Raw genomic sequence first — 15438 nt, 5'->3', positions numbered from 1 at the left:
TGGACGCGGCGGCGCTTTCACCCTATGTTCAGCGAGCGGGGCGCAATATTTATCGCTCCGGACGTGTAGAGGGGCAATTCTTGCGGTTACTGCTGACCCTTTTGGCATTGCTGACCGGTCTGGCGACAGCCGACCGCGCGGTTGCCGCGCCTGCCACGCCGGCGGCGATGGGAGCCCTCGTCATGCTTGCCGAAACGGCGGGTAAGGCCGAGACCAGCGACAATACGCGTCGTCCGGCGACCACCGCGCCGACGCGGCGCACCACGAGCGGTAGCGGCAAACCGCGCAAGGCTTCGCCGCCGCATCTTCCCGGTCTGCTGACCCGCAGCGACCGCGCGCTCGAATAGAGCCAGGGTCCAGCGTCTCCTTAAAGGCGCCGCCCCGTATATCGGGGTTTTGAGCATATACCGCGGCCTTGGTGCCGCCATCTCATTTAATTCCAAGGAAAATACGATGTTTGCTGGCCTCGCCAAGAGCCTGTTCGGTTCGTCCAACGACCGCTATGTCGCCTCGATCCGCAAGATCGTCGACAAGATCAACGCATTCGAACCCGCGATGCAGGCGCTCGATGACGCCGGATTGCAGGCGCAGACGCAGAAATTCCGCGACCGGCTGACCGCCGGCGAGACGCTCGACGACATCCTGCCCGAAGCCTTTGCGACGGTGCGCGAAGCTGCGGTACGCACACTCGGCATGCGCCATTTCGATGTCCAGATGGTTGGCGGCATCGTGCTGCATCGCGGCGAGATCGCCGAAATGGCGACGGGCGAGGGCAAGACGCTGATGGCGACCCTGCCCTGTTACTTGAATGCGCTCGAAGGCAAGGGCGTGCATGTCGTGACGGTGAACGATTATCTTGCCACGCGCGACGCCGAATGGATGGGTGCCGTCTATGGGTTCCTGGGCCTGACCACCGGGGTCATCGTTCCCAACCTCAACGAAACGCAGCGCCGCGACGCCTATAACAGCGATATCACTTATGCGACGAACAACGAGCTGGGGTTCGATTACCTGCGCGACAATATGAAGTTCGACCGTCAGCAGATGGTCCACCGCGCGTTCAATTTCGGCATCGTCGACGAGGTCGATTCGATCCTGATCGACGAAGCGCGCACTCCGCTGATCATCTCGGGCCCGACCGATGACAAGTCGGAGCTTTACATCCGCGTCAACGATGTCGTGCTCCAGCTGGTCGACGAGGATTATGAGAAGGATGAAAAGTCCAAGTCGATCAACCTGACCGAGGAAGGCACCGAGCATGTCGAGCGCCTGCTCGAAGCGGCGGGGCTGCTCCAGGGCAGCAATCTTTACGACATCGAGAACACGCAGGTCGTCCATCACGTCAACCAGGCGTTGAAGGCAATCCAGATGTTCCGCATCGACACCGACTATATCGTCAAGGACGGCAAGGTCGTGATCATCGACGAATTCACCGGCCGGATGATGGACGGCCGCCGCTGGTCCGACGGCCTGCACCAGGCAGTCGAGGCAAAGGAAGGCGTGCAGATCGAGCCCGAGAACCAGACGCTCGCGTCGATCACCTTCCAGAATTATTTCCGCATGTACCCGAAACTCAGCGGAATGACCGGCACGGCGGCAACCGAGGCGGCCGAATTCTTTGACATCTACAAGATGAACGTCGTCACCATCCCGACAAACCGGCCGATCGCGCGCATCGACGAGGAAGACGAGTTCTACAAGAATATCACCGACAAGTTCGGTGCGATCGCCCGCACGATCCGCGAGGCGAACGAGCGCGGCCAGCCGGTGCTCGTCGGCACCGTGTCGATCGAGAAATCGGAGCTGCTCTCTTCCTATCTCGAAAAGGAAGGCGTGCCACACAGCGTCCTCAACGCGCGTTTCCACGAAAGCGAAGCGCATATCGTCGCGCAGGCGGGGCGCACCGGCGCGGTCACGATCGCGACGAACATGGCGGGCCGTGGCACCGACATCAAACTTGGCGGCAACGAAGAATTCCGCATCGACGACGAACTGAAGGACCTGCCCGAAGGCCCCGAACGCGATGCCGCGATCGAACGGATCAAGGCCGAAGTCGCCGCCGAGCGCGAGGCAGTGAAGGCGGCGGGCGGGTTGTTCGTGCTCGCGACCGAGCGCCACGAAAGCCGCCGCATCGACAACCAGCTGCGCGGACGTTCGGGGCGCCAGGGCGACCCCGGCCTGTCGAAATTCTACCTCTGCCTCGACGACGACCTGCTGCGCATCTTCGGTCCCGACACGTTGTTTTCCAAGATGATGAACAAGAATCTGGAGGATGGCGAGGCGATCGGGTCGAAATGGCTGTCCAAGGCGATCGAGACCGCGCAGAAGAAGGTCGAGGCGCGCAATTACGACATTCGCAAACAGGTCGTCGAATACGACAACGTCATGAACGACCAGCGGAAGGTCATCTATGAGCAGCGCGGCGAGATCATCGACAGCGAGACCGTCGACGACGTCATGCTCGCGATGCGCGCCGAGACGGTGAACGCCATCGTCGCCGATGCGTGCCCGCCGGGCAGCTATCCGGAACAGTGGAACATCGAGCAGATGAAGGAGCGCGTCGCGAACATCCTCGACCTCGAACCGCCGATCGACGCGTGGATGCAGGAAGACGCGGTCGATCCCGAAATGTTCGAGGAGCGCATCCAGGCGCAGGCCGATGCGGTTGCGGCCGAAAAGGCGGCGCTGGTCGATGCCGAAACGTGGAAGGGCATCGAAAAGTCGGTGCTGCTCCAGACGCTCGACCATCACTGGAAAGAGCATCTCGCGACGCTCGACGCGTTGCGGCAGGTCGTGTTCCTGCGCGCCTATGCGCAGAAGCAGCCGATCAACGAATATAAGCAGGAGGCCTTTGCGCTGTTCGAACGCATGTTGTCGAACATCCGCGAGGATGTGACGCGCACCGTCGCGCGCATCGACCTGCGCTTCGAAGAGCCCGAACCGATGCCGCTGCCCGACCTGCCCGATTTCCTGACGACACACATCGATCCCTTCACGGGCGAGGATAACAGCGGCGATATCGACGCGGGATCGCTGGGCGTGATCGCGAATACGCTGCCGCCCATGCAGGTGCCGAAGCCCGACATGCCGCAGGGGGAGAATCCCTATGCGGCGCTCGACATCAGCCGCAACGCGCCGTGCCCATGCGGTTCGGGGCGCAAGTACAAGCATTGCCACGGGGCGATCTGACCGGTTCATCCTCGTCATGCCGGACTCGATCGGGCATCCATGGTTACGGCGTAGCGGTGGACCCCGGATCGAGTCCGGGGTGACGAAGGAATAACGTGTCAACTCCATAAGTTACGGTAACAGAGCGCTCTTACGAGCCCGCTTGCCAAGGCGCGCGGGCGCGATTAGCATCGCCCTCACAAGCTTGGGGGCCGCGTAGCCAGACAAGCAACGCAGCAGGCAGGAATATGGGGCCGTTTGCCCGAGCGATCGGGCGCGGCCGGACGATGGCATGCTGCGTGGAAAGGGCTGGCGCATTTCCTTTTTCGACGAGATGACAGGACGAGGAGGCGAGGTCCGGTCGCCCTATCGCGAATATTCGGACTGGTTCGGCCGCGAGGATGTCGCGCGCATCCAGCGCAAGGCGCAGCAGGCCGAGGCCTTTTTTCGTACCACGGGCATCACCTTCAATGTTTATGGGCAGGATGAGGCCGACGAGCGGCTGATCCCCTTCGACGTCGTTCCGCGGATCATTTCGGCGAGCGAATGGCGCCGCCTGTCGCGCGGCATCGAACAGCGCGTGCGTGCGCTCAACGCTTTTCTGTACGATATCTACCACCGGCAGGAGATTTTGCGCGCAGGACGGGTCCCGACCGAATTGATTTCGCGCAACGAGGCCTTCCTGCCGATGATGATGGGCATGGACCCGCCGGGCGGAATCTATACCCATATCAGCGGCATCGACATCGTGCGCACCGGCCCTGACGAATTCTACGTGCTCGAGGATAATGCGCGGACGCCATCGGGCGTGTCCTATATGCTCGAGAATCGCGAGACGATGCTCCAGATGTTTCCCGAGCTGTTCGCGAAGATTTCGGTGCGCGAGGTGAGCGATTATCCGCTCAACCTCCTGAAATCGCTTTCCGCCTGCGCGCCCCCCGCATGCGGCGGCACGCCGACGGTTGCGGTGTTGACGCCGGGCATCCACAACAGCGCCTATTTCGAACATAGCTTCCTTGCCGACCAGATGGGCGCCGAACTGGTCGAGGGGCATGATTTGCGCGTTGTCGACGGGCGCGTGGCGATGCGGACGACGCAGGGCCATACGCCGATCGACGTCCTCTATCGCCGCGTCGACGACGATTTCCTCGACCCGCTGAATTTCCGGCCGGACTCGATGCTGGGGGTGCCGGGGATATGGGACGTCTATCGCGCCGGCGGGATCACGATCGCCAATGCGCCGGGGACGGGGATCGCCGACGACAAGGCGCTCTACAGCTATATGCCCGACATCATCGAATTTTATACGGGCGAGAAGGCGCTGCTGCCCAATGTGCCGACCTGGCGATGCGGCGAGCCCGAGCATCTGCGCGAGGTGCTCGACCGCCTGCCCGAACTGGTGGTGAAGGAAGTGCACGGGTCGGGCGGATACGGGATGCTCGTCGGGCCTGCGGCGAGCAAGAAGGCGATTGCGGCCTTCCGCGCCAAATTGGAGGCCAATCCACGTAATTATATCGCGCAGCCGACGCTGTCGCTCTCGACCGTGCCGATCTTTACCAGGGCGGGGCTGGCGCCGCGGCACGTCGACCTGCGCCCCTTTGTGCTGATGTCGCCGCAGGGGATCAGGATCACGCCGGGCGGACTGACGCGCGTCGCGATGAGCAAGGGGTCGCTGGTGGTCAATTCGAGCCAGGGCGGCGGGACTAAAGACACCTGGGTGTTGGAGGACTGACGGCGATGCTGGGCAAAACCGCAGGCGGTCTCTATTGGATGGCGCGCTACCTTGAGCGCAGCGAGAATAATGCGCGGCTGATCGACGCCGGTTTCCGTATCGCGCTGACGCGGTCGAACACCGCTGCGGCCGAATGGCGCTCGGTCCTCGTTACCGCGGGACAGGATTATTATTTCCGGCAGGCGCATGGCGACGATTATACCTCGCAGCGCGTCGTCGACTTCATGCTGCGTGACCCCACCAATCCATCGAGCATCATGTCGGTGATCAAGCAGGCGCGCGACAATGCGCGAACCGCGCGCACCTATCTGACGCGCGAAGCGTGGGAGGCGGTGAATACGAGCTGGATGACGCTGGGGGCGCTGCTGAAACGGCAGGTGCGCGAGGACGACCTCCCCGACGTGCTCGCCGCGATCCGCCAGCAAAGCGGGCTGGTGCGCGGCGCCTTTGCGGGAACGATGCTGCGCAACGACGGTTATAATTTCTCGCGGCTCGGCACCTTTCTCGAGCGCGCCGACAACACGGCGCGCATCCTCGACGTCAAATATTATCTGCTGCTGCCCTCTGTCGCGCATATCGGCACTTCGATCGACAATGTGCAGTGGGAGACGATCCTGCGGTCGGTGTCGGCGCACCGCGCCTATCACTGGCTTTACGGGACCGAGATCAGCGCGCTCAAGATCGCAGAATTCCTGATCCTTTACAAACAGATGCCGCGCAGCCTGGCCTTTTGCTGCGACAAGATGAACGACAATCTCGATTGGCTGGCGCGCGCCTATGGGGAGGAGACCGAGGCGGTGCGGTTGGCCGCGTCGATCTGCAACGAACGGCTCTCGCGCCCGATTGCGTCGATCTTCGACGGCGGGCTGCACGAGTTCATCACCGACTTTCTTCGCGCCAACGCCGCGCTCGCGCGGCAAATCGAGCGCGACTATCGCTTTGTGGAATGACGATGAAATTGCGCGTCGAACATATCACCCATTATCAATATGACGGCCCGGTCCGCTATGCGCTCCAACAGGTCAGGCTGACGCCCAAGGAACGTCCGGGACAGCAACTGATCCACGATTGGACGGTCGCGATCGAGGGCGGTTCGCGGCAGCTTCACTATACCGATCATCTGGGCAATGGCGTCGACCTGATATCCGTCGACAGCGGGACGAGCGAACTGGTGATCCGCTGCACCGGCGAGGTCGAGCTGGTCACTTGGGACGGGGTGATCGGGCCGCATCGCGGAGCGATGCCGTTATGGACCTTTCTGCGTCCGACGCCGCTGACGCGCGCGGGGCGCGGGGTGCGTTCGCTGACCGCCGAACTGGGGCGCGATTTCGCGAACGATATCGAACGCGCGCATGCGCTGTCCGCGCTGATCATCGACAAGCTGCCCTATCGGATCGGGGTGACCGATGCCGAAACGACCGCCGAACAGGCGCTCGCCGGCGCCGGCGGGGTGTGCCAGGACCATGCCCATATCTTCGTTACCGCGATGCGCCACCTCGGCCACCCGGCGCGCTATGTCTCGGGCTATCTGATGATGAACGATCGCACCCATCAGGATGCCACACACGGTTGGGCCGAGGCGCATTTCGACCATATCGGCTGGATCGGTTTCGACGTCAGCAACGGCCACTCGCCCGACCAGCGCTATATCCGCGTTGCAACCGGCCTCGATTATCAGGGCGCCGCGCCGGTTCGCGGAATGCGCTATGGTGCAGCGCAAGAAAATCTGGTTGTCCAATTGCAGGTCCAGCAATAAGCGGGCCCGAGCAACCGGAATTTTCCGGGCGGGGAAAACAGGATAAGATGACTTATTGCGTTGGCATGCGGTTGAACAAGGGGCTGGTGTTCATGTCGGACACCCGAACCAACGCCGGTGTCGACGACATCTCGCAGGTCCGCAAGATGCGCAGCTGGCATTTGCCCGGCGAGCGGGTGATCACGCTGATGTCCGCGGGCAATCTCGCAACAACGCAGGCGGTGGTCAGCCTGCTCGACGAACGCACCAAGGCGCCCGAGGAACGTCATCCGTCAATCCTAGCCGCGCCGTCGATGTTCGCGGTCGCCAATATCGTCGGCGAGACGCTGCGCAGCATCGTAATGCGGCACAATGACGAAGGCCCGGCGGCCGAATCGCTGTTCCGCGCGTCGCTGATCGTCGGCGGGCAGATCAAAGGAGCCGAGCCGCGGCTGTTCCTGATCTATCCCGAAGGCAATTTTATCGAGGCGGGTGAGGACAATCCCTTTTTCCAGATCGGCGAGACGAAATATGGCCGCCCGATCATCGTCCGATCCTATGACCCCGCCATGTCGTTCGAGGATGCGGTGAAACTGCTCTGCGTGTCGTTCGATTCGACGATCCGTGCGAATGCCGGGGTCGACCTGCCGATTGATCTCAAGGTTCACGAACGCGACGATTTCACTACCGTCCGAGAGCGGCGGTTCGAACGCCACGACCCCTATTTCGAAAGCGTCGCCAACGGATGGGCCGAGGCGCTGGGCATCGCACTGGCGGAACTGCCCGACTTTCATTTCTGACGATATCGGCCGATCGGAAAAAGGGAGGCCCGGAAGGTAAGAAACCTTCCGGGCCTTGTTGCTCCGGCCTTCAGGGAGGGGGAGGAACGGCCGGAACCGGGGCTGCTCCCTCTATGGCGGCCATCGGCCCTCCGCTCAATCATACGAAAGGATGGGGGTGTCTATCCCGGACGCGTCGCGCGCCCGGAATCAGCGGTTCTTTCGCCCTTCGATCAACCCGTCGACCAAGCTCGGATCGGCGAGCGTCGAGGTGTCGCCGAGTGATCCGAAATCATTTTCGGCGATCTTGCGCAAAATCCGCCGCATGATCTTGCCCGAGCGCGTCTTGGGCAGGGCGGGGGTCAGATGGATATGGTCGGGGGTCGCGATCGGACCGATCTCGGTGCGCACCTGCTGTTTCAGCGCGGCGGCGACCTCTTCGGTCGGCTCGACCCCGGCGTTGAGCGTGACATAGGCATAGATGCCCTGGCCCTTGATATCGTGCGGGAAGCCGACGACCGCCGCTTCGGCGACAAGATCGTGGAGGACCAGCGCGCTTTCGACCTCGGCGGTGCCCATACGATGGCCCGAGACATTGATCACATCGTCGACGCGCCCCGTGATGCGCCAATAGCCGTGGGCGTCGCGGCGGCAGCCGTCGCCGGTGAAATATTTGCCCTTGTAGGTCGAGAAATAGGTTTCGGCGAAACGCTGGTGATCGCCATAGATCGTCCGCGCCTGCCCCGGCCAGCTGTGCGTGATGCAGAGGTTGCCCTCGGCCGCGCCGCCCGTTTCTTCGCAGACGAGCTTGGTGCCTTCGGCATCGACGAGTTCGGGGCGTATGCCGAAAAAGGGCTTGCCCGCGCTCCCCGGCTGCATCGGATGCGCGCCGGGCAGCGTGGTGATCATGATCCCGCCGGTCTCGGTCTGCCACCATGTGTCGATGACCGGGACGCAGCCCTTGCCGACGACCTGATGATACCAGCGCCACGCTTCGGGATTGATCGGCTCGCCGACGCTGCCGAGCAGGCGGATCGACGAGAGATCGTGGCGCGTCACATAGTCGTCGCCCTCGCGCATCAGCGCTCGGATCGCGGTTGGCGCGGTGTAGAGGATGTTGACCCGATGCCTGTCGACGACCTGCCAGAAGCGGTCGTGGTCGGGGTAGTTGGGCACGCCTTCGAACATCAGGGTCGTCGCGCCGTTCTGCAGCGGGCCGTACACGACATAGCTGTGGCCGGTGACCCAGCCGATGTCGGCGCTGCACCAGAAAATCTCGCCCGGGCGATAGTCGAAGCCGTACCAGAAGGTCGACGCGGTCCAGACGCTGTAGCCGCCGACGCTGTGGAGCACACCCTTGGGTTTGCCCGTCGATCCCGAGGTATAGAGGATGAAGAGCGGATCCTCGGCATTCATGGGCTCGCACGGGCATATCGCGTCGACGTCGGCCGACAGCGCATCGTACCAATGATCGCGGCCTTCCTTCATCGCGATGTCGCCGCCGGTGTGCGCAATGACGAGCACCGCCTTCACGTCGATCCGTTCGAGCGCCTTGTCGACATTGGCCTTTAGGGGAACGACCTTGCCGCCGCGCAGCCCCTCGTCGGCGCAGATCACCCAGTCGCTGCCGCAATCCTCGATGCGGCCGTGGATCGCCTCGGGCGAGAAGCCGCCGAAGACGACGCTGTGCACCGCGCCGATACGCGCGCAGGCGAGCATCGCCACTGCGCCCTCGGGGATCATCGGCATATAGATGGTGACGCGGTCGCCCTTCCGGACGCCCATTTTCTTGAGCGTATTGGCGAAGCGGACGACGTCGGCGAGCAACGCCTTGTAGCTGATATGCCGCGTCTCGCCGTCGGGGGCGTCGGGTTCGAAGATGATCGCGGTGCGGTCGCCATGGCCGGCGGCGACATGGCGATCGACGGCGTTGTGGCAGAGGTTGAGGACGCCGTCCTCATACCATTTGATACTCACCGGGTCGTAGGACCAGTTGGCGATCTTCGTCGGGGGCGTGATCCAGTCGAGCCGCTGCGCCTGCTCGGCCCAGAAGCCGTCGGGATCCTCGACGCTCTGCGCGTAGAGGCGGTCGTAGTCGGCGGCGGTGCAATGCGTATTCGCGGCGGCGTCGGCGGGGACGGGGACCAAAGGCTCGGAGGGGGGTAGGTCGGACACGGCAGCTCTCCTCTATTTGCTCTCCCCTTAGCCGTTCGCATCGAGCGAAGTCGAGATGCCCGTCGGCCGCATACGACGTCGGGGTGTCTCGACCCCTCGGCACGCTCGGGACAGGCTTCGCTCGACACGAACGGGGAGGGGAGAGTAGACGGCGCCGAACAGCGATTTGGAAAGGATCGAGAATGGCCGGGATCGGCGAAGATGTTGGGCGGCTGCTCGATGGACTGGGCGTCGACCGGCGCGCGTGGACCGAAGGATCGATGCCCTCGGTGACGCCGCTGACCGGCGAGCAGGTCGCCTTGGTGCGCGTCGCCGACGCTGCGGCGATCGACGAGTCGCTCGGGCACGCGACCGCGGCCTTTCGCGCCTGGCGCAGCGTCCCGGCACCGCGCCGCGGCGAGTTGGTGCGGTTGTTCGGCGAAGAATTGCGCGCGGCGAAGGACGATCTGGCGAAGCTGGTGACGATCGAGGCGGGTAAAATCCCGTCCGAGGGTGCGGGCGAAGTACAGGAAATGATCGATATCTGCGACTTTGCGGTCGGCTTGTCGCGCCAATTATATGGCCTGACGCTCGCGACCGAGCGGCCGGGACACCGGATGATGGAGGTCTGGCACCCGCTGGGCGTCGTCGGCGTGATTTCGGCGTTCAACTTTCCCGTCGCGGTGTGGGCTTGGAATGCGGCGCTTGCCCTTGTGTGCGGCAACAGTGTTGTCTGGAAGCCGTCCGAAAAGACGCCGCTTACGGCCTTGGCGACGCAGGCGGTTTTCGCGCGTGCGGTTGCGCGCTTCGGCGACGCGCCCGACGGTCTGGTGCAGTTGCTGGTCGGCGGACGCGAGGCGGGCGAGGCGCTCGTCGACGATGCGCGCGTTGCCCTCGTCTCAGCGACGGGTTCGACGCGCATGGGGCGCGCGGTAGCGCCGCGGCTGGCGCAGCGTTTTGCGCGCGCGATCCTCGAACTCGGCGGCAACAATGGCGTGATCGTTGCGCCGTCGGCCGACCTCGACCTCGCGTTGCGCGGTGTCGCGTTCGGTGCGATGGGGACCGCGGGGCAGCGTTGCACGACGACGCGACGCCTGTTCGTGCACGACAGAATTTACGACGGATTCGTCGCGCGATTGAAGTCAGCCTATGCCAGCGTCAGTGTCGGCAACCCGCTGGAGGGCGAAGTGCTCGTCGGGCCGCTGATCGACCGCGCGGCGTACGAGATGATGCAGGGTGCGCTGGGCGCTGCCGAGGCGGCGGGCGGCGTGGTGCACGGCGGGACGCGCGTCGGCGAGGGGGCGAGCTATTACGTAAAGCCCGCGCTGGTCGAAATGCCGGGGCAGGTCGGGCCGGTGCTCGACGAGACCTTCGCGCCGATCCTCTATGTCATGCGCTATTATGATCTTGATGCCGTGATCGAGCAGCATAACGATGTCGCGGCGGGCCTGTCGTCGGCGATCTTCACCACCGACATGCGGGAGGCCGAACGCTTCCTGGTCGCGAGCGACTGCGGCATCGCGAACGTCAATCTGGGTACGAGCGGGGCAGAGATCGGCGGGGCCTTCGGCGGCGAGAAGGAAACGGGTGGCGGGCGCGAAAGCGGCTCGGACAGCTGGCGCCAATATATGCGCCGCGCGACCAACACGGTGAATTATTCGGACGCGCTGCCGCTGGCGCAAGGGGTTTCGTTCGAGATCTGAGCGGATCGCAAGGTCGCACCCGGTTTCCATCGCGCGTAACCTTCCCCGCCTGGATCGTACCTGCGGGGAAGGCTCGAGAACCTCGAAGCGAAGTTCATGCTATACGTCGGTGGCCTGCTTCGCGGCGTGGACGCGGTCGGCGTTGGCAAGGTCGGCGAGCGGCGCGAGTATCGTCTGGTCGAAAGCCTTGGTCGCCGTGCCCGTCTGCACTCGCCGTGGCCAGTCGGCGTGGGTCAGCGCGCCGCGACCGAGCGCGACAACATCGGCGCCGTGCCCCGCCAGCATGTCGGCCGCGCGTCCCGGATCGTGGAGCGACCCGTTCGCCAGCACCGCCAGGCCGCTGTGACGCTTCGCAAGGCTGGCGAGGCTTGCGCCCTCGCCGAACGCGGGCTGCCACGCCTCGAACTCGGTCGTGTGCAGATAGTCGATCGGAAGCTGGCCCAGTAAAGCATAAATCTGTGCCGCCTCCTCTTCGCCGCGCCATTTGTGGTGGAAATCATTCACCTTGCCTTGCGAACTGCGCACGCCGACGACAAAGGCGGGGCCGACGGCGGCGCGAACCGCCTCTGCCACCTCGATCGTGATTTGCAGACGCGCGGCGGCATCGCCACCATAGGCGTCGGTGCGAAGATTGACGCCTTCGGTCAGAAACTGGTCGAGCAGATAGCCGTTCGCTGCATGAATCTCGACGCCGTCGAAGCCGGCCTCGCGCGCCCGGTACGCCGCCGCAGCAAAACCCGAGGCCGCTTCGTCTATCTCGCTTTTGGACATGGCGGTCGGCACCGGATATTCGCCCGATCCGCGATAAACGGCCATTTGCTGACCGACCGGGCGCACCGCCGACGGACCGCGCGTATCGCCGCGGAACCGGTTGGCCTGCGACAGCGCGCCGGCGTGCATCAGTTGGGCGATGAACCGCGCGCCGCCGGCGTGAACCCGCTCGACCAGCGGTTTCCACGCATCGCGCTGCGCCGCGTCCGACAGGCCCGGCTGGAAAAGATAGCCTTGGGAAAAGGCTTGATCGGTATACAGTCCTTCGGTGATGATCAGGCCAAAGCCGCCATCGGCAAAGCTTCCATAATAGTCGCGCATCCGGGGGGTCGCGTATCCCGTTTCGGTGGCGCTGACGCGCGTCATCGGCGCGACCGCGAGGCGGTTGGGAATGTCCATCGCGCCGATCTTGAACGGGGCGAAGAGACGCTCGGCGGCGGTGTCCGCCGCCGCGATTGCGGTTGCCGTCATGTTACTCGTCCCCGGCCGTGCGGACTGCCGCAATCGCTTCGATCTCGATCATCACGTCGGGGTCGTAAAGCGCTTTGACTTCGGCGATCGTGTCGGCCGGATAAGGCGCGGTGAAAAACTGGCGGCGCAGTTCGACCACGTCCTTGAAATTGCCCATGTCGGTAACGAAAATCGTCACCTTGATGACGTCTTCCAGGCTCGATCCGCCTGCTTCCAGCGCGCGGCGCAGATTGGCAAAGGCCTGTTCGCCCTGCGCGCGGAAACCGCCCGCGACGATTTGGCCGTCCTCACCGGCGCCCGCCTGGCCGGAGACGAAGAGCAGATTGCCGAACCTGATGCCCTGCGACAGCAGGAAAGGGGCGTAATTGTCCGGGGTGGTGACGACGCGTTCCAGTTTCATCTTCAACTCCTTCGGGCCGGGAGTTCTTAAAAAAATTCATTGGCCTCCGGCCGATGTTTGGAATATCCTCTTGTTTATCAGTAGCGACAAACGCCCAATTGTCATTCGATAAACAAGATCAATTCATCTATGAACCGGCGCCTTCCGCCCTTATCCGCCCTTCGCGCCTTCGAGGCGGCGGCGCGCCACGGCAGTTTCAAGGAAGCCGCGGTCGAGCTTGCCGTGACGCCCACCGCGGTCAGCCATCAGATCCGCGCGCTGGAGGCGCATATCGACCTTGCGCTGTTCGAACGCCGGACGCGGCAGGTGGTGCTGACCGACGCGGGCGCCCGGCTCTATCCCGTGCTCCGCGATGGCTTCGACGCCTTTGCGGAGGCGATCGAGCGGCTGACGCGCCGCCGGGGACGCCGGTATGTGACGATTTCCGCCACGATCGCCTTCACGGCGCGCTGGCTCGTACCGCGCGTCAACGCCTTCCGCGTGCTCCACCCCGATATCGACCTGCAGCTTCAGGCGTCCGATCAGCTCGTCGATCTGGAGCGCGCGGGGGTGGACATCGCGATCCGCTACGGCGCCGGTCCCTATCCCGATTTTTCGGTAATGCCCTTGTTCGCCGATCGCTTCGCGCCCGTGTTTAACCCGATGCTGCGAATCGCGGCTGTGGCCGACTGGCCGCGCATCGATTTCGAATGGCGGCGACGGCACCCCGACAATCCGACTTGGTCGCGCTGGTTCGCCGAAGCCGGTTTACCCGAACCGGCCGAGCCTGCGCAGCTTCGCTTTTCCGACGAAAGCCATGCGATCCAGGCCGCGGTGGCCGGGCAAGGGGTCGCGCTGGTCAGCCTCGCACTCGTCGAGGCGGAGCTTGCCGCGGGCCAGCTGGTTCAGCCATTCGGCCCCACGATTTCAGCCTTTCGTCATCATCTTCTGGTGAGGAAGGGCGAGGTCAGCGCCGAAATCAACGCGGTCAGGGACTGGTTGCTTGCCGAAGCTTCACAAGCGAATGGGGGAGGATGACGACGGGCGATCAAGCGCGCCAGCCGAACCCCTCGTCGATTGCGATGACCTGCCCGGTGGTGCCGACGGGCTCTGCCGTGCCGTCAGTCAAAAACGCCAACATGGCCGCGTCGGTGACATCGATATGCGCCAGCGTGCGCTTGTCGTCGGGCGTGCGTGCGACCACGACTCCGGCTTTGGGGGCGCCGTCGCGGCCGTAAAAGACCGTATAGCTCTCGATCGTGGCCGGTCCGGCATAATCCTCGGCGATCTCGGGCACGGGGCCGCGTTTCGCTTCGGCCTCGGCTTGATAGTCGAAATCCTGCGGGAAGCTGGCGGCGGCGATCGGCTGGTTGCCCAGCACGATGCAATGATTGTCGGTTGCGAAGCCCCCGTTGGCGAAGAGGAAGCCGTAGCGGCCTTCGTTGCGCAGTTTCTGGACCATCGAAACGATCGCGTGGCTCATATAATTGGCGATCGGGCCGCCGCCGAAAGTCAGCCCGCCGAACACGCTTGCGTGGCGATCCCACGGCCAGCCGAGGATACGCCGCGCCATCTTCGGCACGCAGGGGAAGCAGCTGTAGAGTTCGACGCAGTCGAAGTCGTCGACGGTCATCCCGTTCAGCTCCAGCGTGCGCGCGATCGAAGTTTCCATGCTCACGCTGCCGTCGTAGCGGTCGCGGCCGAGGATACTCGCGGGTTCCTTTGCGGCGGCGCCCATGCCGACATAGACCAGCCGGTTCTCGGCGATGCCGCGCCGCCTTGCTTCCGCGAGACTGGCGACGATGAAACCCGCGCCCTGATTGACCGACGAGTTGGCGACCATCAGCTTCGAATAGGGAAATGCGATCGGACGGTTGGCGTCATCAATACGCAATATGTCTTCGGGGGTAGCCGGTTTCCTGATCCATGCGCCGTCGTTCGCAGCGGCGACCTCCGAGAAGCGCGACCAGATTTCGGCGCTTTCGAACTGCGCATCCGCAAGACTCTGACCCCATGAGGCGCGGGTCGCGTTCTCGTAGAGCGGATACACATCGACAGGTGCGGCGAGGCCGTGTTTCTGCGCATAGTCGGGTTCGCGGCGGGTCGCGACTTTGCGGATCGCGTTATAGCTCTTGTCCTCGCCGGTGGCGGCTTTTGCGGCGCGGCCGGCGGCGGTGCGCAACGCCTCGGCGCCGACGATCGCGGCGAGTTTGACTTCGCCCGCGCCAATGCGGTTGGCGGCTTCGTTGAGCAGGCGCACCGGCGTATCGCCGTGCGGCGCGGCCGATTGATAGCTGATCGCCGGGGCGGCGCCGATCGCGGCGGCGAGCGGTTCGCAGAGCTTGCCGAGATGGCGGAAGCTGATCTGGTCGACGATCGCGAGGCTGTCGATTTCGGCGAGCGGGACAGCGGCGTCCTCCGCTGCGAGTTCCAGCGCCGCGACCATCAGATCGAGCGAGTCGAGTCCCTGATCGGGATCGCCGGGCCGGTCGCACACCTGTCCGACGCCGATGATGACGGGAATGCGCTCGGGATCGGTCATGACC

At 64.0% G+C, this 15438-nt stretch carries 12 protein-coding genes; 8 read left to right on the top strand and 4 right to left on the bottom strand.

What is annotated here, in order from left to right; all coding sequences use genetic code 11:
- Window positions 1–80 precede the first annotated feature (80 nt).
- The 6 genes from HDC35_RS18975 (at window position 81) to HDC35_RS18950 (ending at window position 7435) form a co-directional block, all read left to right on the top strand.
- Entirely contained in the window at window positions 81–347 is a 267-nt protein-coding gene (locus HDC35_RS18975) for a hypothetical protein (RefSeq protein ID WP_260397845.1), read from the top strand.
- 106 nt (window positions 348–453) lie between these two features.
- Window positions 454–3189: a preprotein translocase subunit SecA gene (secA, locus tag HDC35_RS18970; protein ID WP_184648954.1), complete on the top strand. Its 2736-nt coding sequence runs from the start codon at window positions 454–456 to the stop codon at window positions 3187–3189.
- 271 nt (window positions 3190–3460) lie between these two features.
- On the top strand, window positions 3461–4900 hold the full coding sequence (locus HDC35_RS18965; RefSeq protein WP_184648953.1) for a circularly permuted type 2 ATP-grasp protein: 1440 nt from the start codon (window positions 3461–3463) through the stop codon (window positions 4898–4900).
- Window positions 4901–4905: 5 nt separating this feature from the next.
- Window positions 4906–5850: an alpha-E domain-containing protein gene (locus tag HDC35_RS18960; protein ID WP_184648952.1), complete on the top strand. Its 945-nt coding sequence runs from the start codon at window positions 4906–4908 to the stop codon at window positions 5848–5850.
- A gap of 2 nt (window positions 5851–5852) precedes the next feature.
- A complete protein-coding gene (locus HDC35_RS18955; protein ID WP_184648951.1) occupies window positions 5853–6656 on the top strand; it encodes a transglutaminase family protein in 804 nt (267 codons plus the stop codon).
- Between the two features lie 47 nt (window positions 6657–6703).
- On the top strand, window positions 6704–7435 hold the full coding sequence (locus HDC35_RS18950; RefSeq protein ID WP_184648950.1) for a peptidase: 732 nt from the start codon (window positions 6704–6706) through the stop codon (window positions 7433–7435).
- A 189-nt stretch (window positions 7436–7624) separates the two neighbouring features.
- On the opposite strand, the gene acs is transcribed toward HDC35_RS18950, so the two are convergent.
- A complete protein-coding gene (gene acs, locus HDC35_RS18945) occupies window positions 7625–9589 on the bottom strand; it encodes an acetate--CoA ligase (RefSeq protein WP_184648949.1) in 1965 nt (654 codons plus the stop codon).
- Window positions 9590–9771: 182 nt separating this feature from the next.
- Between acs and HDC35_RS18940 the strand changes: the two genes are divergently transcribed.
- Window positions 9772–11271 carry an aldehyde dehydrogenase family protein gene (locus HDC35_RS18940; protein WP_184648948.1) on the top strand — a complete coding sequence of 500 codons (1500 nt, stop codon included), beginning with the start codon at window positions 9772–9774 and terminating at the stop codon, window positions 11269–11271.
- A gap of 99 nt (window positions 11272–11370) precedes the next feature.
- Here HDC35_RS18940 and HDC35_RS18935 read toward each other — a convergent pair whose 3' ends face one another.
- Together HDC35_RS18935 and HDC35_RS18930 are read right to left on the bottom strand one after the other, a co-directional pair.
- A complete protein-coding gene (locus tag HDC35_RS18935; protein ID WP_184648947.1) occupies window positions 11371–12513 on the bottom strand; it encodes an NADH:flavin oxidoreductase in 1143 nt (380 codons plus the stop codon).
- A 1-nt stretch (window position 12514) separates the two neighbouring features.
- Window positions 12515–12913, bottom strand: coding sequence for a RidA family protein (locus HDC35_RS18930; RefSeq protein WP_184648946.1), 399 nt, complete (start codon window positions 12911–12913; stop codon window positions 12515–12517).
- Between the two features lie 129 nt (window positions 12914–13042).
- On the opposite strand from HDC35_RS18930, the gene HDC35_RS18925 reads away from it, so the two are divergent.
- On the top strand, window positions 13043–13930 hold the full coding sequence (locus HDC35_RS18925) for a LysR substrate-binding domain-containing protein (RefSeq protein ID WP_184648945.1): 888 nt from the start codon (window positions 13043–13045) through the stop codon (window positions 13928–13930).
- Between the two features lie 10 nt (window positions 13931–13940).
- Here the strand turns inward: HDC35_RS18925 and HDC35_RS18920 are convergent, their stop codons facing one another.
- Complete coding sequence (locus tag HDC35_RS18920) at window positions 13941–15434, bottom strand: acetyl-CoA acetyltransferase (RefSeq protein WP_184648944.1); 1494 nt, start codon at window positions 15432–15434, stop codon at window positions 13941–13943.
- Between the last annotated feature and the right edge of the window lie 4 nt (window positions 15435–15438).

Source organism: Sphingopyxis sp. JAI128, assembly GCF_014207235.1.
In the GTDB taxonomy this organism is placed as follows: Bacteria; Pseudomonadota; Alphaproteobacteria; order Sphingomonadales; family Sphingomonadaceae; genus Sphingopyxis.
Note: the sequence above shows the minus strand (reverse complement) of the source record. Positions and strands in the feature narration are given on the sequence as shown.

Coding starts and splice junctions, on each gene's coding strand:
- secA (WP_184648954.1), top strand. CDS start 454: ATGTTTGCTGGCCTCGCCAAGAGCCTGTTCGGTTCGTCCAACGACCGC.
- HDC35_RS18965 (WP_184648953.1), top strand. CDS start 3,461: ATGCTGCGTGGAAAGGGCTGGCGCATTTCCTTTTTCGACGAGATGACA.
- HDC35_RS18960 (WP_184648952.1), top strand. CDS start 4,906: ATGCTGGGCAAAACCGCAGGCGGTCTCTATTGGATGGCGCGCTACCTT.
- HDC35_RS18955 (WP_184648951.1), top strand. CDS start 5,853: ATGAAATTGCGCGTCGAACATATCACCCATTATCAATATGACGGCCCG.
- HDC35_RS18950 (WP_184648950.1), top strand. CDS start 6,704: ATGACTTATTGCGTTGGCATGCGGTTGAACAAGGGGCTGGTGTTCATG.
- HDC35_RS18940 (WP_184648948.1), top strand. CDS start 9,772: ATGGCCGGGATCGGCGAAGATGTTGGGCGGCTGCTCGATGGACTGGGC.
- HDC35_RS18935 (WP_184648947.1), bottom strand. CDS start 12,513: ATGACGGCAACCGCAATCGCGGCGGCGGACACCGCCGCCGAGCGTCTC.
- HDC35_RS18930 (WP_184648946.1), bottom strand. CDS start 12,913: ATGAAACTGGAACGCGTCGTCACCACCCCGGACAATTACGCCCCTTTC.
- HDC35_RS18925 (WP_184648945.1), top strand. CDS start 13,043: ATGAACCGGCGCCTTCCGCCCTTATCCGCCCTTCGCGCCTTCGAGGCG.
- HDC35_RS18920 (WP_184648944.1), bottom strand. CDS start 15,434: ATGACCGATCCCGAGCGCATTCCCGTCATCATCGGCGTCGGACAGGTG.